Here is a 19184-nt window from a genome sequence, read left to right on the forward strand (position 1 = left end):
GCTCCCGTCCAAGTCCGAGCGGGCTCTCGGGCGATCCGCGCTCGATATGAGCCCAGCTCGCAGTGGGGCGGGGGCGGCGGGACGCGCTCACGGAAGAGTCACGCTCCGGCGGGTACGGACCGGGGCCCGGGCTACGGGCCGGGGCCCGGGCGCCGGTAGCTTGGGGCGTCTCATCAGGTGTTCGGACAACTCAGGAGGTGAGCGCGGTGCCTCTCGACGCCGTCCGCCCCAGCTCCCTGGTCGAACAGGCCATGGACCGGCTGCGCGCGCAGATCACCGGCGGCCACTGGCCCGTCGGCACGAAGCTCCCGGGCGAGACGACCCTCGCCAAGGAGCTGGGCGTCGGCCGCTCCACCGTGCGCGAGGCCGTACGGATGCTGGCCAGCGCCGGGCTGGTGAAGGCGCGGCAGGGCGCGGGCGTCTTCGTCACCGCCACCCGCCCCGTCGAGGAGTGGCCGGACCGGCTGCGCCGCGCCGCGCTCGCGGACGTGTACGAGGTACGGACGCTGGTCGAGGTCCAGGCGGTCCGGCTCGCGGCCCGCCGCCGCACGGAGGAGGACCGTACGGCGATGCGCGAGGCCCTCGCGGGGCGGCGCGCGGCGGCGGAGCTGGACGACGAGGCCTTCGTGGACGCCGACATCGCGCTCCACGCGGCGCTCGTCGCCGCCGCGCACAACCCCGTACTGACCGATCTCTTCGCGGAGTTCGCGCCCGTGCTGCGGCGCGGGCTCGTCGAGCTGATGGCGCTCGTCGCGCCGCGCGACGAGGACCCGAACCACGGGGACGCGGCGCACGCGGCCCTGGTCGCGGCCGTCGAGCGCGGCGAGCCGGAGGAGGCGGTACGGGTCCTGGAGGACGAACTCGCGGCGACGCTCGCGCGCCTGCGCGCCCGGGCCTGAGGCCGGGGCCGGGCCGCCGCCCGGGGCCCGTACCGGCTACTTGGATTCGAGCCGGCCCTCTGTTGTGCCGTCCGCCGCCAGGGCCTCGCGGGCCGCCGCCCAGCCCGTGTCGTCGACGCCGAGTGCGTGCCGCAGATACGCCCAGGTGACCCGCTGGACGAGGGCGACGCGCCGGGGGTCCTCGTCCGTCGTCTCCTTGGCCTCGTAGCCCGCGATCCCGCCCAGCGAGTGCTCGCCGCCGTGGACCGTGAGCAGGCTCTTCGGGCCCGGGCTCAGGTGGTACGGGTCGGTGAGCCACTCCGGGCCCCGGACGGTCAGCGGGAGGTCGTCCTTGTCTCCCGCGACGACGAGCGCCGGGGCCGTCATGCGGGTGAAGTCCGGGTTCATGAACGGGAAGTGCTCGGCCGCGTACGGCGTCAGGTCGGCTCCGCCCCGCCCCGCCGTGGCTATCAGCACCCCCGCCGTGACGCGCGGGTCCGACAGGTCCTCCGCGTCCTCCGCAGGACCCGGGCCGCCCGTCGAGCCGCCCGCCGGGCCGAGGACGCGCAGCCCCAGCAGCACGCCCGCCGTCTGGCCCCCGAACGAGTGCCCGGCGACGGCGACGCGGCCCCGGTCGACCCGGCCCGCGAGGCCGGGCACGGCGGCCTCCAGCAGGTCGAGGTGGTCGAGGACGCGCCTCATGTCCTCGACGCGGAACCGCCACAGGCGCGCGGTCCTGGGGTCGTCCGCGGGAAGGCCCACGGTCCGGGAGTCGAGGTGCGTGGGCTGTGCCACCACGAAGCCGCGCGCCGCCCAGAAGTCGGCCAGCGGCCCGTAGCCGTCGAGGGACGAGCCGAAGCCGTGGGAGAGGAGGACGACCGGGAGTCCGCGCCCGGTCGCGGGCGCGGAGACCTTCACCTCCAGGTCCCGCCCCCGGCCCGGCGCCTCCAGCGTCACGGGCTTCACCGAGACGACGGGGGCGGGCGCGGGCTCGGGGGCGGGCGTGGCGAGGTCGCCGGGATCGAGGCCGTTCATGAGAGTCCTTCCGTTCTTCGTACGCATCGTCGTACGCGTCGCATGGAAACGGGACACTGTCCCGTTTTGACGATACGGGACAGCGTCCCGTTTAGTGAAGGGGGACCGGAAAGGGGAGGTGCGATGGGTGCCGGAGACGGCGGACGGGGCGCGGGGCACGCGCCCAGGACCAAGCGGGCGGACGCCCGGCGCAACGAGGCGGCCCTGCTCGACGCCGCCGCCGCGGTCTTCGTCGCGTCGGGCGTGGAGGCGCCGATCCGCGACATCGCGGCCAGGGCAGGGGTCGGTACGGCCACGATCTACCGGCACTTCCCCACGCGGGCCGACCTCATCGTCGCCGTCTACCGCCATCAGGTCGAGGCCCTCGCCGAGGCGGGCCCCGCCCTGCTCGCGGACCGGGAGACCCCGTACGCGGCGCTGCGCGAGTGGATCGACCGCTTCGTCGGCTTCGTGGTCACCAAGCAGGGGCTCGCCACCGTGCTCCAGTCCGACGACCCCTGCTACGACCCCCTGCACGCGTACTTCCTCGAACGGCTCGTGCCCGTCTGCGCCGCACTCCTCGACGCCGCCGCCGGGTCCGGCGAGATCCGCCCCGGCCTGGACCCGTACGCCCTCATGCGCGGCGTCGGCGGCCTCTGCGCCGGCGCGGGCACGGACCCCCGCTACGACGCACGCGCCCTGGTAACCCTCCTCATCACCGGCCTCCGCGCCTCCCCCTGACGCCCGCGTTCCTTCACCGATACGGGGATGCCCGGCCCCGGGCCCTCGCGCGGCATGGGCGCGGCCTACGGTTCGGGGATGGACGTGCGAGGGGTCGATCCGCGGGACGCCGGGTGGGAGGACGAGGAGCCGCGGTATCGCGTGTACTTCTGGGACCGGCGGCGTACGGCCTCGGACGAGTACGAGGTCCGGGGCGCGGAGGGCGTGGACGAGGTGCTGGCGTGGACGCGGGCGCGGGCGGCGGCGCGACCGGGGCTGACGTACACCGTGTACGCCCTCGTGGAGCCCGCGCGGCCGGGCGAGAGGCCCGGGCTCGTGCGCCTCGCGGGGGTCAGAGGGGATCCCTTCGGCTGAGCCGGACCGTCGCCGTGCCCGGCGGGGCCGTCAGAGCGTGGCCTTCTCCGCGGCGTGGGCGGCGATCGTCGCGGCCGTCTCCTCGGGGGTGAGGTCCGAGCTGTCCAGCCACCAGCCGACGCCGCCCAGCTTCTCCTCCATCGCGCGGTAGAGCGGCGCGATGGGGTAGTCGATGCGTTCCTCGGGCGCGCGGGCGGCGTTGCGGCGCTCGCAGACCTCGGGGGAGGGGGCCAGCACGACGAACCGGACCGGGCGGGGGCGCAGCAGCCCCGTCATCAGGTCCAGCACCTCCCGGTCCGCGACGACGTGTTCGAGGACCGGGGTGATGCCCGCGTCGGCGAAGTTCGCGGCGAGGGAGCACATGTTGCGGGCGCAGAGCAGCACTTGGCGCCGGGACTCCTCGGCGGGCGTGCCGTTGAAGCCGACGCGGCCCCGCTCGACCATGTACGAGAGGACGTCCCCGTTGACGCGTGCCGCGCGCGCGTGGTGCGCGGCGACCAGCGGCGCGACCGTCGACTTCCCCGCGCCCGGCATGCCGGTGAGGATCAGGCAGCCGGGCTCCGCGTCCGGCCGTCCGTCGAGTGCGCTCATTCCGGTCTCCCTCTCTCCCGCTCCCGCTCCCGCTGCCTCTCCGCGTGCGCCGTGCCGCACGGCATCCTCGCAAGCCGGGTCACGGATACGCATCCGGGTTACGGTTCCGGGCACGGCCGTCGGCCCTTGATCGTTTGTGCCGGTGACCCCTTCGCAGAGCGACATGACAGACACGTGAGGAACGGAAGCCATGAACGACCTCGCCGCCGGGCACGACGCCCGCGCCCGCCCCGCCGTACGGCCCGCCGTGCCCGACGACGTACCGACGGCGGTGACGACGCTGACCAGCGCCTTCGCCGACTACTCCTTCACCCGGCACGTGATCTCCGCCGACGATCACGAGGAGCGCGTGGCCCGCTTCCAGGAGCTGTTCCTGACGCGGATCGGGCTGGTGTACGGGCGGGTGTGGGTGGCCGACGAGGGGCGGGCCGTCGCCGTGTGGACCACCCCCGAGCGCGACCCGGGCCCGGCCTTCCAGGAGATCGGGCCCGAGCTGGGCGAGCTGGCGGGCGAGCGCGCGTCCGCCTTCGAGTCCGCCGAGCGCGCCCTGGACCCGTACCGCCCCACCGAGCCCGCCTGGTTCCTCGGCACGGTCGGCGTGGCCCCCGGGGCGCAGGGCCGCGGCCTCGGCACCGCCGTCATACGGCCGGGGCTCGATGCCGCGGACCGCGCGGGGCAGCCCGCGTTCCTGGAGACCTCGACGGAGAGCAACGTGCGGTTCTACGAGCGCCTCGGCTTCGCCGTCACCGGCGAGGTGGACCTGCCAGACGGCGGCCCCCGCACCTGGGCGATGCTGCGCCGCCCGGGAGCGTAGCCGTAGCCGTAGTCGTGGCCGCGTGACCGAGGGCGTACGGGCGTACGGGAGTGCGGGGCCCAGCACGGGCCCCGCCCGGATCCGGCCCGGACCCCGCTCAGGCCCCGCTCAGGGGGCCAGGACGATCCGGCCGAAGACCGTGCCCGCGTCCATCGCGCGATGGGCCTCCGCCGCCCGGTCCAGCGGCAGCACCTCGTGTACGACCGTACGCAGTTCCCCGCGCGCCGCCTCGGCGAACTGCGCGGACCGTACGGCCTGTTGGTCGGGCCCCGGCACGGTGTCGGCGCTGAACGTGGCGAACGACAGCGAGCTGCGGAAGCGGTCCAGCAGCCGCGCGCCGAAGTCGGCGGGCGGTTGCCCGGCCACGATGCCGACGGCCAGGAACCGCCCGTTGGGCCGCAACATGTCCAGGAAGTGCGGGAGCCGGGGCCCGCCCGCGATGTCGACGATCACGTCGAAGCCCTCGCCGCGGTCCTTGCCACCGCCCTCCCCGTCGCCCTCGCCCTCTCCGGCGCGGTCGAGGATGTGCGTCGCGCCCAGCTCCCGCAGGCGGGCGCCGCGCTCGGCGGACGAGGTGGTGACCGCCACCGCGCCCGCGCCGCCCCTGGCCGCGAGCTGGACGGCGGTGATCCCGATGCTGCCCGCAGCGCCGCGTACGAGCACGCTCTCGCCGGGCGCGAAGTGCGCGCGGGCCAGGGCGAAGTGGGCGACCACGCCGGAACCGCCGAGCGTCACCGCGTCGGCTCCGGTCAGGCCGTCCGGCAGCGGAAGGACGTTGTCGACGGCGGCGACGGCCTCCTCCGCGTACCCGCCGGAGAGGCCGGTGAACGCCCATACCCGCCTGCCCTCCCACGAGGCGATCACGCCCTCGCCCACGGCGGTGACGCGTCCCGCGACCTCGCTGCCCAGGAGATGTCCTTCCTGGAAGCCGTGGCCCGCGACCGTGCCCCGGCGGATCACGGCGTCCACGCCGCCCACCCCGATCGCCTCGGGGGCGATCCGCACCTCTCCCGGGCCCGGCACGGGTACCGGCAGGTCGACGACCTCCAGCCCCTCCGGCTTCCCGAACTCCCTGATCACTACGGCTCTCATCCGCACTCCTCATGTCGATGACGGACGGCGGCGCCACCGCCTCCGGACCGTAACGGACGCCCCCGTCCGGTTGAGTAAAGTGAGAGGCCATGACCAGCGAATTGCCTCACCCCGGACGCTCCGACGCCCGCGACAACCGGGCCCGCGTCCTGGAGTCCGCGCGGGCGGTCTTCGGCGAGAAGGGCCTGGGCGCCCCCATGCGCGAGATCGCCCGGCACGCGGGCGTCGGCCCCGCCACGCTGTACCGGCACTTCCCGACCAAGCGGGACCTGATCGTGGAGACCTTCGCCGAGCAGCGGCGCGAGTGCCGGGCCGTGGTCCGCGACGCCCTCGCGGACGCGGACCCGTGGCACGGGTTCCAGGTGATGGTGGAGCGCATCTGTGAACTCCACGCCGGGAGCCGGGGGTTCGCCGACGCCTTCATGGCGGCGTTCCCCGAGGCCATGGACTTCGCCGCCGACCGCGAGCAGACGGCGCGGGCGATCGGCGAGCTGGCCCGCCGCGCGCAGCGGGCCGGGCGGCTGCGCGCCGACTTCGTCGTCGACGACCTGGTTCTGATGCTCATGGCCCACCGCGGGGTCCAGGACGCCCCGCGCGCCGACCGGCTCGCGGCCTCCCGGCGCTTCGCCGCCTACATGATCGAGGCGTTCCGCGCCGCTCCGGCGGCCGCGGTCGCGCCGATGCCGCCCGCTCCCCGCCTGCGCTTCGCGGAACTGCCCCGCCCCGCGTAGCGCCTCGCACGGCTCCCGTTCCTCCCGTTCCTGCCGTAGCGCCTTTCGCGGTCCGGATGCGGGGGAAAGGGACCCTTGTTAATCTGCCGGGCAAGGGATCAGCGCTTTCCCCCTCGCGGTATTCGGGATTTCTCCAGCAGCTCGCGGAAGAACGACCGCCGGGCGGAACGGAGTTGCCGTGGCGCTACCGACGGATTCCGCGCGGATTCAGGTGGAGAGCGGAAATCTACCGGCCCTGGTGGCTTCCGTACGCGCGGCCGTACGCGAATTCGCCGACGACGGCCCGGAAAGACGCGCCGCGCGCGTGGCCGAACGGCTGCGGCCCTTCCTCTCCGACCCGGCGCTGCTGACCGCCGGGCAGCGCGAGGGCGCCCCGGACGGCTACCGGCAGCATCTGCTCCACGTGGAGTCCGAGCCCCCGGCCGGCTCTGCCGGAGCCGTCTTCTCCCTCGTCGCGCTCGTCTGGCTGCCGGGCCAGGAGACGCCCGTCCACGACCATGTGGCCTGGTGCGCCACGGGCGTGTACGAGGGGTGCGAGGACGAGCGGCGCTTCCGTTCCGCTTCCGGCGAGCTGGAGGAGGCGGGCCGGCGGACCAACCGCGCGGGGGACGTGAGCAGCCTGGCGCCGCCGGGAGACATCCACCTGGTCCGCAACCCGGGCCCCGGGCGTGCGGTGTCGCTGCACGTGTACGGCGCCGACCTGGGCCGCCTCGGTACGAGCGTCCGCCGCGTCTATCCGGGACCCGCCCGGTGAGCGCCGACGGCTCCGGGCCCCACTACGCGCTCCGGTGCGCCGGGTGCGGGCGGGAGACGCCGGACGACGGGCTGACGACGGCCTGCCGGGAGTGCGGGGACAGCGCGCTGCTGCGCACCCGGTACGCGGACCGCGCGTTTCCGGTCGGGCCCGAGGTGTCCGCCGCGTCCGGCATCTTTCGGTACGCGCGCTGGCTGCCCGTCCGGCGCGAGGTGCCGGGCTCCTGCCTCCCCGCCGTCCACCGCAGCGAGGGGCTCGCCGCCGCGCTCGGCCTCACGGACCTGTGGATCTCCTTCAGCGGCTACTGGCCGGAAATGGGCTGCCACATGGAGACCGGAACGTTCAAGGAACTGGAGGCCTATACCGTCCTGGCCCGCATTCCGGAGAACGCGGGAACCCTGGTGGTCGCCTCGGCGGGGAACACGGCCGCGGCATTCGCCTCCGCGTGCCGGAGATCCGGGACACGGTGCCTTCTCGTCGTCCCCGAATTCGCGCTGCGGGCACTGGAATTCGGGGCACCCGGCGAAGGGTGGGGGAGGGCGGTCCGCGTACTCGGCCTTCCCGGCGCGACGTACAACGACGCGATCACGTACGCCGCGCGGCTCGTCGCCTCGTCCCCCGCGTACGTCGGCGAGGGCGGCGTCCGCAACGTCGGCCGCCGGGACGGGCTCGCGGTCATCGCGCTCGCCGCGTACGAGGCGATGGGGCGGCTGCCCGACGTCTACGTCCAGGCGGTGGGCAGCGGCGCGGGGGCGCTCGGCGTCCACGAGGCGGCGACCCGCATCCTCGCCGCCGCGCCCGGCGGCCGTCTGCCGCGCCTCCTCCTCTGCCAGAACGCGGCGCGCGCGCCGCTGCGGGACGCGTGGCACGGCACGCGCGACGGCCGTACGGGCGGCGCCCCCTCGCCCCCGGCCCCGGACCCGGCCTCGTACGCCCCCGAACTCCTCAACTCCGCACCGCCCTTCGCCACGGCGGGCGGCGTGCGCGAGGCGCTGCGCGCCTCCGGCGGCACGGTCCTCGTCGCGGACGAGGACGCGGCACGCCGCGCCGCCGCGCTCTTCGAGGAGCGCGAGGGCATCGACATCGAGCCCCCGGCGGCCGTCGCGGTCGCCTGTCTGCGGGAGGCGGTGCGCACGGGGCGTATCGCGCCCAGGGCCCGGATCCTGCTCAACGTGACCGGCGGAGGCCGCGAACGCCTCCGCCGCGAACGTCTCCGCCGGGCACCGCGCGTACGCGCAACGGCCACCGGGCGGGCCCGCGAGCCCGAGGGCGGGACGGGCGGGAAGGGCGGGCCTCCGGTGGCCGGGTCGGGCGCGGGCGTCAGGAGTTGGGGCTCGCCGCGCTGATGCCGCCCAGTGCCGAGTCGGGGTCGCGCTCGACGGCGAGGTCGCCCAGGGAGACCATGCCGACGGCCTTCTCGCCCTCGACGACGGGCACGCGGCGCAGCGAGTGCTGCCGCATCACCCGCACCGCCTGTACCACCTCGTCGTCGGGGGTGACGGTGACCAGTTCGGGGCTGCACGCGTTCCGTACGGGTGTCGCGTCGGCGTCCTCGCCCTCGGCCAGGACCCGTACCACCAGGTCGCGGTCGGTCACCAGGCCCCGCAGCCGGTCGTCCTCGGCGACCAGCACGGCGCCGATGTCCTCGTCGCGCATCCGCCGTGAGACCTCGCGGACCGCGGTGTCGGGTCCGACGGCGACGGGCGCGCTCGTCATGATGTCGCGGATGTGCTGAGCCATGTGTCCTCGGTCCTCTCGTCGGACGTGACGGCGACGTCGACGGTGCGGGAGCGCTCCGTCGGCACCGCCGCCGGGGCACCGGCCGGGTACCCGCCGCCACGCCGCGGACACGCGCGGGGGCCGGTGGAGTCTCCAGCGGGGGGAGACGTCAGAGTGTGGGCATGAACGGCGAGAAGCTCCTCCCGATCGGCGAACTGGCCCGGCGCGCCGGGGTCCCGGTCAAGACCGTCCGCTACTGGTCCGACCGGGGCCTGGTCCCCCCGGCGGGCCGCAGCCCCGCCGGGTACCGGCTGTACGGGGACGACGCCGCCGCCCGCGTCGGCCTCGTCCGCACCCTGCGTGCCCTCGGCATCGGCCTCGGCACCGTCCGCGCGGTCCTCGACCGCGAGACGACGCTGCCGGAGGCCGCCGCCGCGCACGCCGAAGCGCTGGCGGCGCGGATCCGCGCCCTCCGCCTGCGTCACGCCGTGCTGGCCACCGCCGCCGAGGCCGCCGCGGCGCCCGAAGAGCTGGAGGAGCTCCACCGGCTGGCCGCCCTCCCCGAGTCCGAACGCCGGCGCCTGACCGACGACTTCCTCGCCTGGGTCCTCGCACCGGCCCCGCCGCTCGCACCGGCGCCCGGACCGGCGCCCGGACCGGCGCCCGGAGCAGCACCCGGAGCAGCACCGGCGCCCGCCCCGGACGCCGGGCTCCTCCGTACGATGACGCCCGAGCTGCCCGAGGAGCCCACGCCCGGGCAGATACGGGCGTGGATCGAGCTGGCCGGACTGGTCCAGGACGCCGGGTTCCGCGCGAGGCTGCGCGAGATGGCGGAGGACCACATCGCGGAGCACCCCGTCGCCGTACCGCCCCGCGAGGACATCGTGGCGGCGGCGTACGGCCTGGCGGCCCCGGCGTCCCGCGCGGGCGCCGACCCCGGCGCGCCGGAGGCCGCCGCAGTGGCCGACGCGCTCGCCGCGCGCCAGGCCGCGCTCCTCGGCGAGGCCGACGGGCCCGCCCTGCGGCACGCGCTCGCGAACCGTCTCGAACGGGCCGCCGACCCGCGCCGCGAGCAGTACCTCCGCCTCCTCGCCGTCGTCAACGGCTGGCCCGCGCCCGAGAGCCGGGCCGCGGCGCTGGCCTGGGCCGTCGAGGCCCTGCGCACCGTCCGTACGGACAGCCTCGTGCTGCGCCCCTGGCGCGCGGAGGACGCCCCGGCCGTGGCGGCCGCGCACCGCGACCCGGCGCTCCGCCGCTGGGCCACGCACCCCATCGAGGACACGTCGGGCGCCCGGGAGTGGATCGACGCCCAGCGGCACGCCTGGACGGAGGGGGCCCGCCACGCCTTCGCGGTCCTCGAACCCGGCCCGGAGGGCCGGGTGCTGGGCGGTGTCGTCCTCAAGCAGTGCCGCGAGGTGGGCTATTGGACGGTGCCCGAGGCCCGTGGCCGCTCCGTCGCGCCGCGCGCCCTCGAAGCCCTCACCGCCTGGGCGTTCGCGGCCCTGGGCCCGGACGCCCCGGCCCGCCTCGAACTCCTCCACCAGGCCGACAACGCCGCGTCGTGCCGCGTGGCCGAGAAGTGCGCGTACACCCTCAGCCACCACCTCCCGCCCGCGCCGCCCGCCTTCCCCCACGAGGGCCACGTGCACGTGCGCGCGAACGCGTCGCCGGGGGCGCCGCGGTGAGTTCGGACCGGTGGGCTCTGACCCCCGCCCGGTCAGCCAGCCGTCAGCCAGCCGTCAGCCAGCCGTCAGTGTCGCCGTGAAGCTGTGGCCGTAGGCGTGGCGGACCGGGAACGTGACCAGCGTGCCGCCCGGGGCGGGGCGGACCTCGACGCCCTCGTCCGCCGTGACCGGCTTCAGGCGGCGGCCGCGCAGCAGGACGGTCAGGCTGTCCCGGCGGGTCGTGGGGTCGGAGGCGGCGAGCGCGAGACGTCTGCCGTCCTTCCGGTCGCCGTCCTCGCGGACCAGGACCGAGGCCGGGCCGTCCAGGCGCAGGCCGGGGAGCCGGTGGGGGCCCGGCGCGAAGGAGTTCACGGCGGTCAGGCCGAGCCGGGAGTGCCGGACGGCCTGGAGGCGGGGGGAGTTGGCGAGCACGCTGAGCGGCCCGTTCCGCCCGGCCCCTTCGCGGTCCTCGTCCCCGCTGTACGCGCGCAGCGCCCGCTCGGTCGCGCCCGGGACCAGCGCGTAGGCGAGGGACAGGGGTCGGGCGCCCGCCTTCTGGTGGAACGCCGCGCCGAAGACGCGGCGGCTCGCGGGCGTGTCCGGGTTCGCCGTGCGGACGACGCGGCGGCTGCGGGTCACCGGCTCCAGGGAGACGGTGACCGGGGGAGGGGAGCCCTCGGGGCCGCGCAGGAAGACGTAGCCGACGGAGGTGTCCCGGGTGGCGTCGGCCCAGCGCAGCCAGCGGAGCCGGGCCGTGCCCGTGCCGGACCAGGAACTCCCGTCCGTACGGGCGCCGCTGAGCCGTATCTCGTCGCCGGGGGCCGCCGCGCGGGCGTCGACGGTGGTCGTCACGGCGCGGCCCGCGCGGTCGCCGACCCCGGCGGCGAGGACCACTATCTCGTCGTCCAGCAGGAACCACGACTTGGTGGCGGTCGCGTTGCGGTAGACGGTGAAGTCGTCGGGGAGCCGGTCGCGGTGGGTGTACGGGACGTCGTCGGACTGCACCAGCGCGGCGGCCCCGTACGCGCCGAGGACGGCGCCGCCCGAGTGGGGGTGGGTGCCGCGCGGGAAATAGACGTAGGTGTTCTGCGACTCGGAGGACGCGGTGAAGTGCAGCGGGTGGTCCGGGTTGTCGTAGAACGGCTTGCCGTACAGCTCGGGAATCGTGTGCCGTCTCTCCACCGGGGCCGTCACGCCCGCGAGCCCGTAGGGGGAGACGGTGACGAAGTGGTCGGCGCCGTACGCCTCCGTCTGGTCCTGCCCGGCGAGGTAGAGGTAGTGGGCGCCGTCGCCCTGGAACCAGGGCATCAGGTTCTCGCCGCTCATGTACTCGTACTTGCTGATCCTGTCCGAGCTGCGGGAGAGCGCGAACGCCCAGCCGGGGCGCCGGTGCACGGTCTTGTCCATCGCGTTGAACGCGGTGCAGCGCCGCGCCGGGTTGAGGTCGGCGGCGGGCACGGAGCCGTCGGCGAGTACCGCCGCGTACCGCACCACGGTGAGCGGTGAGGCGAAGCGCGCGGGGTCGGGCGCCGGGCGCGAGGCGGCGTGCAGATGCTTGACGTAGCTCTTGAGCGCGGCGGCCCGGTCGCCGGTCGCGTAGCCGGACAGGTCGGTGACGGCCTCGGCGACGGCGGCGGTGTCCGCGTAACCCCCGGCCGTACGGGAGACCGCGCGGCCCTTCACGATCTCCATCATCCAGCCCTCGAAGATCACCGGCGCGAAGCCGTCGGCGACCCAGCGGTGGATGACGGGCACGAGCGCCGAGGTGTCCGCGAAGCCCGTCCCGTCGAGGTACTTGAGGGTCTGCACGGAGCGCGTGAGCAAACCTTTGCCGTACGAGCCGGTGTAGGCCACCGAGTGGTGCTGGATGAAGCTGCCGTCCGCGTAGTACCCGTCGGTGACGCCGTGCCGGAGGTCGTACGGGTCGATCGTGGCGTAGACCGTGAGCTGGTCCTCCAGCGCCTTGCGGACGCGGTCCTCGCCGTCTGCGCCGCCGAGCAGCGCGCCCTGGAGGAGGCGGTTGGTGGTGATGTCGGCGAGGTTGGCGCCGGTGTGGAAGCGCGAGTCGAGATCGACGTCGCCGTCCTTGCCGTTGCGCAGATAGGCGTCCATGGAGGCGACGTACGTGCGGAGCAGCTCCGGGCGCTCCCGCGCGATCCGCTCGGAGAGGAGCAGCAGGACCGCGGTGGCGCTGGTGGAGATGCCGATCTCCCAGTTGAACCAGTTGCCGTAGTAGCCGGTGTCCTGGTCGCCGTACCAGCGCTCGTGGAGCAGCGCGAGCGCGTCCACGACGCGGCGCTGGACGGCGGCGTCCCCGTCGAGCCCGCCGCCGGGGGTGCGGGTGGCGAGCGCGATCTCGTAGAGCCGCTTGTACGTGGTGTTGAGGTGCGCGTCGTCCGTGCCGAGCGGCAGGCCGCGGAACAGCTCGTCCTCGCCCGCGTCCGCCATCGCCGCGAGGTGGGTGCGGGCCGTCTTCTCGACGGCCGCGAGCTTCGCGGCGGTCTCGGGGCGCGCGTTGGACTCGGGCGTCCCGGCGAGCGCGGCGCGCGCGTTGGCGAGGAGGCGGGCGGGGTCGGCGGCCGCCGCCGTGCCGCCGCCCGGTGGCTCGGCACCCGCCGCGAAGCCGGGCAGTACGGCCGCCAGGCCGCTCGCGGCCAGGAGGGACAGCACATGACGCCGCGTGAACTCCATGGGGCCTCCCCGGTCCGGCCGGCCGACGGGCTGGCCGGACGGCTGTTGGCTGGCTGACGGAGCGCAGTCAAACAGCAGGGGAGGAGGCGGACAAGGCTCCGCACACGGGCGGACAGGGCTCCGCACACGGGTGGACAAGGCACCGGACGCGGGCGGACAAGGCACCGGACGCGGAAGGGAGTTGGCCGACGGGCCCTTCAGCCCGCGGCTTCCGCCCGCTCCGTGTACCGCTCCAGGCGCGCGCGGAGGTCCTCGTTCTCCTCCTCCAGCAGCCGCATCCGTTCCCGTACGGGCGCGAGCGCGGCCGAGACCTCGCGCTCGGAGAAGCGGGGCGTGATGTGCTGCGGGCAGTTCCAGTTCCAGCCCTCGACGGCGATCACGAGATGGCGCTCGGGGCGGCCGTCGGTGCGCGGCTCGGCGAGCGTGTGCGTGAGCGCGGGGTCCTCGTCCAGGGTCCGGACGGAGAGGCGGCCGTAGAGCTTGAGCCGGGCGCGGGCCGCGTAGTTCATGACGAAGAGCGCGACGCGGTCGTTGCTCCGCGCGTTCCCCGTGGTGATGTACTGCCGGTTCCCGCGCACGTCCGTGAACGCGAGCGTGCCCGGGTCCAGCACGTGCAGGAACCCCGGCGGCCCGCCCCGGTACTGCATGTACGGCCAGCCCGTCTCGCCCACGGTCGCGAGATAGAACCCGTCGGCGGCGGTCAGGAACGCGGCCTCGTCGGGGCCGAGCGGATCGGATTCCTCACGCCCCTGGTCCGGGCCGAGTCGGCGCCGGGCGGCGAGCGCGCTGCCGTTCTCCTCCTGGGCCGCGCGGACGGACGGGGTGTAGGCGATACGGGCGAAGCGGGTCATGCGGCGTCCTCTCGGGGAGTCCTGGGGCCGCCCGGAGGTCTCCGGGCGTCACGCGAGGCCGTGGACGTACGGGCGTTCGCTCGCGTCGGCGGCGGCGAGGAGGCGGGCCGCGACGTTGCGGGCGCGGTCGACGGGCTCGGGGCTGTGCTCGCGGGCGGCCGTCACGGTCGCGCCGTCCATCAGCAGCAGCAGATCGGCGCCCAGCGCGTCGGCCTCCGGGCCCTCGTCCGCGTATCCGGCGTCGCGCACGAGGCCCGCGAGGAAGGCGGCCACGGCGTCCTTGTGCTCGCGCACCAGTCGCCGGACGAGGCAGTCGGGGTCGGTGAACTCGGCCGCCGCGTTGTTGAACGTGCAGCCCCGGAAGGCGCTCCCGGCGCAGTCCTCCCGGAGCACGTCGAAGACGGCCAGCGGCTCGCCGCCGCGCGCGGCGACCTGCTCGCCCAGCCAGGTGCGCCAGCCGAGGCTCCGCTCCCGCAGCGCGGCGGCGACGAGATCGTCCTTGCTGCCGAAGTGCCGGTAGAACGACGCGCGCCCCACGCCGGAGGCGTCGAGCAGCCGCTCCACGCCCACGGCCTGGATGCCCACGTCGGAGAACAGCTCCATGGCTGTACGGATCAGCCGGTCACGCGCACGGGTCGCCATGGGTCCCGAGCGTAGCCGCCCCGGGCCAATTTCGGAACCGATCGGTACCGTCTTCTTCTCCCACTCGGCACCGATCGGTACCGAGTGTCGAGCCCCGAACCCCCGAGGGGCTACGGCAGCGGCGTGCCGCCCGTCGCGTTCACGATCTCCCCGGTGATGAACGAGGCCTCCGGGGACGCGAGGAAGACGTACGCCGGAGCCATCTCCGCGGGCTGGGCCGGACGGCCGAGCGGCGACTGCTTGCCGAACTCGACGGTGTCCGGGAGCGTCGCCGGGATCAGCGGTGTCCACACCGGCCCCGGCGCGACCGCGTTGACGCGGATGCCGCGCCCGATCAGCATCTGGGCCAGCCCCTGCGTGAACGTGACGATGCCGCCCTTCGTCGTCGCGTAGTCCAGCAGGTGCGGGCTCGGCTTGTACGCCTGCACCGAGGCGGAGTTGATGATGCTGCCGCCCTTCGGCACGTGCGCGAGCGCCTTTTTGGAGAGCCAGAACATCCCGTAGAGGTTCGTGCGCAGCACCCGGTCGAACTGCTCGGTGGTGATCGACTCGATGCCGTCGGGCTGCGACATCTGGTACGCCGCGTTGTTCACCAGCACGTCGATCGCGCCGAACTCGGCGACGGCGCGGTCCACCAGCGCCCGGCAGTTCTCCTCCTCGCGCACATCGCACGGGACGGGCACCGCGCGCCGCCCGGCGTCCTCCACCCACCGCGCGGTCTCGCGGGCCTCGTCCCTCTCCTCGTCCAGATGGGTGAAGAGGACATCGGCGCCCTCGCGCGCGTACGCCAGGGCCACGGCACGCCCGATACCGGAGTCACCGCCGGTGATCACGGTCTTCAGCCCCTCCAGCCGCCCGCTGCCCCGGTACGACTTCTCGCCGTGGTCCGGCGGCGGGTCCATCGGCCCGGTCCATCCGGGGTGCGGCTGGTCCTGTGCGGGGAAGTCGGGGCGGGGATGCCGGGTGACGGGGTCGGGTGCGGCGGGCCGGGGGCCGTCGGCGGCCCCGCTCCCGGCTCCGTCCGCGGCGTCGTGCGCGTCGTGCGTGTCGCTCACAGGGCTTCGCTCCTCTCGGTTCCGCGCCCGCCCGTTCCGGGCCCGTCCACTCCGCCGCCGCCCGTTCCGCCGCCGCCCGTTCCGCCTCCGCCCGTTCCGCCTCCGCCCGGTCCACCTGCGTCCGGTCCGTCCCGTCGGCCGGCGGCGCCCGCGTGCAGCGCGTCCAGCACGGCGGCGTCCGTGACCTGCGAGAAGTCGTCGTACCACTGGCCGACCGAGAGAAAGTCCTCCGGGCGGTGCGGGCAGGCGATCACGTCCGCCTCGTCGCGCAGCCCGGTCAGCACGTGCGGGCTGCACACCGGTACCGCGAGCACCAGCCGTTCCGGCTCCGCGGGACGTACGGACCGCAGCGCGGCGCGGGCGGTGACGCCCGTCGCGAGGCCGTCGTCGACGACGATCACCGACCTGCCGCGCACGGCGGGCTTCGGGCGGTCGCCCCGGTAGAGCCTCTCGCGGCGGCGCACCTCTTCCCGCACACGCTCGGTGTCCGGCGCGAGGTCGTCCTCGGTCATGCCGAGCACCGACAGCGCCGCGTGGTCGTAGAGCGGCGGGTCCTCGCCCGCCAGGGCGCCGATGCCGGACTCGGGATGGCCCGGCACGCCGATCTTCGCGGCGACGAGGACGTCCAGCGGCGCGCCGAGGGCCCGCGCCACCACGACGCCGACCGGCACACCGCCGCGCGGCAGCGCCAGCACCAGCGGATCGCGCAGCTCAGGGGTGTCGGCCCATTCCTCGAACCACCCGGCCAGCTCTTCTCCGGCATGCAGCCGGTCACGGAATCGCACCAGTCTCACTCCCCGAACCCGTCGGAGGTCATATGCGCGCCCCGGGTTCCCGATGCGATCCCCTTCATGCACGGAGCCCCGCGCGGCCTCCCGCACCTCGCTGAGCAGGCCGGATGCGGGGTGAGGAGGGTGGGGTGCGGGGCTGCGAGGATGCGGGGATGCGTGGAATCGATGAGCTGATTGATGTCGAGGACCCGGCCTGGCCGGGGTCAACGCCATGCCCGCGACATTCGACCCCGTCTGGACCCCGGGCGCCGGGCTCGTGGTCGCGCACGACGTGCTGGGCGGCGTCTTCGCCCTCAACGGCGGCGACCCCGGCGCGGCAGGGCGCCCCGGCGGGCCGGGCGAGGTCACCTACTTCGCCCCCGACACCCTCGCCTGGGAGGCGCTGGGCGCGGGCCACTCGGCCTGGCTGTCCTGGATCCTGTCCGGAGGGCTCCGGAAGTTCTGCGAGAGCCTGCGCTGGGACGGCTGGCAGGACGAGGTCTCCGCTCTGGACGCCGGGCAGGGACTGTCGTTCCACCCGCCGCTGTGGTCTGCCGAGGCCCGCCGGGACATACGGGCGACGAGCCGCCGCGCGGTGCCCGTGGCGGAACTCCTGGGCCTCGGCCGCGACACGTCCCGCCAACTCGGCCGCGCCGACCCGGGGTTCCTCGGAACGGTGTGAACCAGCCCTCCGATATCCGATGTCGTGGCTCAGCAAGGGCTCCTGGTCTGCGGCGTCAACTCGCCACGCCCGTGGGCACATCCCCACCGAGGAGGGCGCGCAGCCGGCGGGTGACGTCACCGGCGCTGTGCCCGTCCCACACGGGCGCCGTCTCCACCTCGGGCACGTCGGCGAAGAGCGACCAGCTCTCGGCCCGGTAGTGATTGCTGACCTGGCCCGTGGGGAGCTGGGCCACGACGATGAACCAGCCGCCGCCGAAGCACGGTTCACCGTCGTGGTGCCGCCATGAGCGGACGACGGGATACCCGGCGGCCAGCCACGCCCGGACCGCGTACGCGTGGTAGAGCCGCCTGAATTCGTACAGTTCCTCGAAGGTGTGGAACCCGTCGGAGATGCTGCCGGTGTCGGTCATCGCTGGCTCCCGATCGTGTAGAGCCCGCCGCGCGGGGTTCGCCGCCCCTGCGCGCCGGGCCTTGCCCACGTTGCCGGGCGCCTCGACAACCTGGCCGGACCGAAATGGTCAGCCCGCGAATGTAACTCAGCCCAGGTCTCCCCGCAAGCGCCGCGCTCCGCGCCCGCTCGGTAGGCTCGGCCGGGACGGTGAACTGGCGCAGGACGGAAAGGACGCGTGAGTGACGAACAGCAGCAGGCCTCGTCGGCCGGACGTCACGGCGGTCGAGATCATCGGCGGCCCGGAGGCGCTGGAGGTCGGCCTCAGCGACCACGACTCCCGGTGGGCGGAGATCTACCTGCGTCACCGGCGGCGGATCCTCGACGCGTTGGCGGCGGCGGACGTCGATGTCGAGCACATCGGATCCACGTCGGTCCCAGGCCTCGCCGCCAAGCCGATTGTCGACATCGCCGTCTCGGTGGCCGACATCACGGCAGAGGAGGACTACCTCGACGGACTGCTGGCCGCCGGCTACGAACTGCGGGTCCGCGAGCCGGGCCATCGGCTCGTACGGACACCGGCCCGCGACGTACACGTACACGTCTACGAACGAGGGGACGCGGCGGTGCACGACTACCTCCTCTTCCGCGACCACTTGCGCACCCACGCGGACGACCGCGCCCTGTACGAGAGCGTCAAACGCTCTCTGCTCAGCCGGCAGTGGAACGACATGAACGACTACGCCGACGCCAAGGACGACGTCATCCTCGCGATCAAGACCCGGGCCAGGGCAGCTCGCCGATGACGCGCGGGGGGGCCAGTTCCCGCCCCCCCCCGCGAGGGCGCGCTCATGCGCTCACGCGTCCGGTCCTTCCAGTCCGTACGAGCGGTCCATCAGTTCCGTCATCGCCTCCCGGAAGTCGCGTCGCCGCCGCTCGCTCCAGCCCTCCGTCAGGCGGTCGAAGACCCGCTCCTGCCACGCGTGGGCGTGCTCCAGCAGGGCGTGGCCGGAGGGGGTGACCGTGGCGTGGCGTCGGCGGCCGTCCGTCTCCGACGGCCGCAGCGTCAGGTATCCGGCCTCCGTCGCGCCCTTGACCAGGCGCGAGGCGCCGCTCTGGTCGATGCCGATCTCGTCGGCGACGCCGTTGACCGTGGCCGCGGCCCCGCGCCGTTCCAGGGCGTGGACGGCCTCCGTGACGAGCACGAGGCGGCCCTGCTCGGCGACCGAGGGGTCACCGCCGGACGACTTGCGCGACCAGTGCCGTACGAACGCGAACAGGGCCTCCCCGGGGCCGGGCCCGGGGCCGGAGTCGGGGCCGGGTGCGGGTTCCCGCCCGTTCATTCGGTGGCCGCCATCTCTCGGCACACGTAGGCCAGTTCCAGCGCCGCGCGCAGGTCCGGCAGCCGGAGAGCGGCGGTGACCTTCTTCCCGGCGCCGACCCGGAAGACCGTCGCCACCCGGGTGGGCGCCGGGTTCGCGGGCCAGGTGGCGTCCTCCTCCACGACCATGAGGCGCTCGCTGACCGGGTGCCACGACCGGGGGACCAGCCGGATCCCCGAACGCTCCACCCACTCCGCGAACTGCCCCGGCGTGATCGGGCCCGCGCCCTTCGGGCCCAGCACGACGACCGGGTCGCCGACCGCCCGGGCCGCGCGCTCCGGGTCACCGCCGTTCACGCCCGCGTGCCACTCGTCGACCGCTGCCGCCAGCGGTGAGTCCGGTGAGTCCATGAGAGAAGTGTATGCGAAA

The 19184-nt window shown here is 74.9% G+C and carries 22 protein-coding genes; 10 read left to right on the forward strand and 12 right to left on the reverse strand.

Going from position 1 to position 19184, the window contains the following annotated elements; genetic code table 11:
* The first annotated feature begins 206 nt into the window (after positions 1 to 206).
* The gene (locus tag ABD343_RS32525; protein ID WP_344533872.1) at positions 207 to 899 is read left to right on the forward strand and encodes a FadR/GntR family transcriptional regulator; all 693 of its coding nucleotides are present in this window, start codon (positions 207 to 209) and stop codon (positions 897 to 899) included.
* A gap of 36 nt (positions 900 to 935) precedes the next feature.
* On the opposite strand, the gene ABD343_RS32530 is transcribed toward ABD343_RS32525, so the two are convergent.
* On the reverse strand, positions 936 to 1913 hold the full coding sequence (locus ABD343_RS32530) for an alpha/beta hydrolase family protein (protein WP_344533404.1): 978 nt from the start codon (positions 1911 to 1913) through the stop codon (positions 936 to 938).
* Positions 1914 to 2036: 123 nt separating this feature from the next.
* On the opposite strand from ABD343_RS32530, the gene ABD343_RS32535 reads away from it, so the two are divergent.
* Both ABD343_RS32535 and ABD343_RS32540 read left to right on the forward strand, forming a co-directional pair.
* The gene (locus ABD343_RS32535; protein ID WP_344533405.1) at positions 2037 to 2633 is read left to right on the forward strand and encodes a TetR/AcrR family transcriptional regulator; all 597 of its coding nucleotides are present in this window, start codon (positions 2037 to 2039) and stop codon (positions 2631 to 2633) included.
* Between the two features lie 78 nt (positions 2634 to 2711).
* Positions 2712 to 2987, forward strand: coding sequence for a hypothetical protein (locus tag ABD343_RS32540; protein ID WP_344533406.1), 276 nt, complete (start codon positions 2712 to 2714; stop codon positions 2985 to 2987).
* 30 nt (positions 2988 to 3017) lie between these two features.
* Here ABD343_RS32540 and ABD343_RS32545 read toward each other — a convergent pair whose 3' ends face one another.
* On the reverse strand, positions 3018 to 3578 hold the full coding sequence (locus ABD343_RS32545; protein ID WP_344533407.1) for an AAA family ATPase: 561 nt from the start codon (positions 3576 to 3578) through the stop codon (positions 3018 to 3020).
* Between the two features lie 190 nt (positions 3579 to 3768).
* Here ABD343_RS32545 and ABD343_RS32550 point away from each other — a divergent pair, with 190 nt between their 5' ends.
* The gene (locus tag ABD343_RS32550) at positions 3769 to 4392 is read left to right on the forward strand and encodes a GNAT family N-acetyltransferase (RefSeq protein WP_344533409.1); all 624 of its coding nucleotides are present in this window, start codon (positions 3769 to 3771) and stop codon (positions 4390 to 4392) included.
* Between the two features lie 108 nt (positions 4393 to 4500).
* On the opposite strand, the gene ABD343_RS32555 is transcribed toward ABD343_RS32550, so the two are convergent.
* Positions 4501 to 5484, reverse strand: coding sequence for a zinc-binding dehydrogenase (locus ABD343_RS32555; RefSeq protein WP_344533411.1), 984 nt, complete (start codon positions 5482 to 5484; stop codon positions 4501 to 4503).
* A gap of 89 nt (positions 5485 to 5573) precedes the next feature.
* Between ABD343_RS32555 and ABD343_RS32560 the strand changes: the two genes are divergently transcribed.
* From ABD343_RS32560 to ABD343_RS32570, 3 genes are all read left to right on the forward strand, one after another.
* On the forward strand, positions 5574 to 6215 hold the full coding sequence (locus tag ABD343_RS32560) for a TetR/AcrR family transcriptional regulator (protein WP_344533413.1): 642 nt from the start codon (positions 5574 to 5576) through the stop codon (positions 6213 to 6215).
* A 235-nt stretch (positions 6216 to 6450) separates the two neighbouring features.
* The gene (locus tag ABD343_RS32565; protein ID WP_425578338.1) at positions 6451 to 6969 is read left to right on the forward strand and encodes a cysteine dioxygenase family protein; all 519 of its coding nucleotides are present in this window, start codon (positions 6451 to 6453) and stop codon (positions 6967 to 6969) included.
* Entirely contained in the window at positions 6966 to 8315 is a 1350-nt protein-coding gene (locus tag ABD343_RS32570; RefSeq protein WP_344533416.1) for a cysteate synthase, read from the forward strand. Before ABD343_RS32565 ends, ABD343_RS32570 begins: the two co-directional genes overlap by 4 nt.
* On the opposite strand, the gene ABD343_RS32575 is transcribed toward ABD343_RS32570, so the two are convergent.
* A complete protein-coding gene (locus ABD343_RS32575) occupies positions 8290 to 8709 on the reverse strand; it encodes a CBS domain-containing protein (protein WP_344533418.1) in 420 nt (139 codons plus the stop codon). The two genes, ABD343_RS32570 and ABD343_RS32575, sit on opposite strands and share 26 nt — an antisense overlap.
* A gap of 161 nt (positions 8710 to 8870) precedes the next feature.
* On the opposite strand from ABD343_RS32575, the gene ABD343_RS32580 reads away from it, so the two are divergent.
* Positions 8871 to 10373 (forward strand): GNAT family N-acetyltransferase, encoded by a 1503-nt coding sequence (locus ABD343_RS32580; protein WP_425578331.1) that lies wholly within the window; start codon positions 8871 to 8873, stop codon positions 10371 to 10373.
* A gap of 54 nt (positions 10374 to 10427) precedes the next feature.
* Here ABD343_RS32580 and ABD343_RS32590 read toward each other — a convergent pair whose 3' ends face one another.
* The 5 genes from ABD343_RS32590 to ABD343_RS32610 form a co-directional block, all read right to left on the reverse strand.
* Positions 10428 to 13043 (reverse strand): polysaccharide lyase family 8 super-sandwich domain-containing protein, encoded by a 2616-nt coding sequence (locus tag ABD343_RS32590; protein WP_344533420.1) that lies wholly within the window; start codon positions 13041 to 13043, stop codon positions 10428 to 10430.
* Between the two features lie 197 nt (positions 13044 to 13240).
* Positions 13241 to 13894, reverse strand: a complete 654-nt coding sequence (locus ABD343_RS32595; RefSeq protein ID WP_344533422.1) for a pyridoxamine 5'-phosphate oxidase family protein — start codon at positions 13892 to 13894, stop codon at positions 13241 to 13243.
* Between the two features lie 48 nt (positions 13895 to 13942).
* Entirely contained in the window at positions 13943 to 14536 is a 594-nt protein-coding gene (locus tag ABD343_RS32600) for a TetR/AcrR family transcriptional regulator (RefSeq protein WP_344533424.1), read from the reverse strand.
* A gap of 110 nt (positions 14537 to 14646) precedes the next feature.
* Positions 14647 to 15591 (reverse strand): SDR family oxidoreductase, encoded by a 945-nt coding sequence (locus ABD343_RS32605; protein ID WP_344533426.1) that lies wholly within the window; start codon positions 15589 to 15591, stop codon positions 14647 to 14649.
* Complete coding sequence (locus ABD343_RS32610) at positions 15588 to 16376, reverse strand: phosphoribosyltransferase (RefSeq protein ID WP_344533428.1); 789 nt, start codon at positions 16374 to 16376, stop codon at positions 15588 to 15590. Before ABD343_RS32610 ends, ABD343_RS32605 begins: the two co-directional genes overlap by 4 nt.
* Positions 16377 to 16593: 217 nt before the next feature.
* Here ABD343_RS32610 and ABD343_RS32615 point away from each other — a divergent pair, with 217 nt between their 5' ends.
* The gene (locus tag ABD343_RS32615) at positions 16594 to 17043 is read left to right on the forward strand and encodes a DUF2625 family protein (RefSeq protein WP_344533430.1); all 450 of its coding nucleotides are present in this window, start codon (positions 16594 to 16596) and stop codon (positions 17041 to 17043) included.
* 55 nt (positions 17044 to 17098) lie between these two features.
* Here the strand turns inward: ABD343_RS32615 and ABD343_RS32620 are convergent, their stop codons facing one another.
* Entirely contained in the window at positions 17099 to 17455 is a 357-nt protein-coding gene (locus ABD343_RS32620; RefSeq protein ID WP_344533432.1) for a WDGH domain-containing protein, read from the reverse strand.
* Between the two features lie 220 nt (positions 17456 to 17675).
* On the opposite strand from ABD343_RS32620, the gene ABD343_RS32625 reads away from it, so the two are divergent.
* Positions 17676 to 18239 (forward strand): GrpB family protein, encoded by a 564-nt coding sequence (locus tag ABD343_RS32625; protein WP_344533434.1) that lies wholly within the window; start codon positions 17676 to 17678, stop codon positions 18237 to 18239.
* A 51-nt stretch (positions 18240 to 18290) separates the two neighbouring features.
* Here the strand turns inward: ABD343_RS32625 and ABD343_RS32630 are convergent, their stop codons facing one another.
* Complete coding sequence (locus ABD343_RS32630; protein WP_344533435.1) at positions 18291 to 18776, reverse strand: MarR family winged helix-turn-helix transcriptional regulator; 486 nt, start codon at positions 18774 to 18776, stop codon at positions 18291 to 18293.
* Positions 18773 to 19165, reverse strand: a complete 393-nt coding sequence (locus ABD343_RS32635; RefSeq protein ID WP_344533437.1) for a hypothetical protein — start codon at positions 19163 to 19165, stop codon at positions 18773 to 18775. The genes ABD343_RS32630 and ABD343_RS32635 overlap by 4 nt, the downstream gene beginning before the upstream one ends.
* Positions 19166 to 19184 lie beyond the last annotated feature (19 nt).

The organism is Streptomyces albiaxialis (genome assembly GCF_039530985.1).
Lineage (GTDB): Bacteria > Actinomycetota > Actinomycetes > Streptomycetales > Streptomycetaceae > Streptomyces > Streptomyces albiaxialis.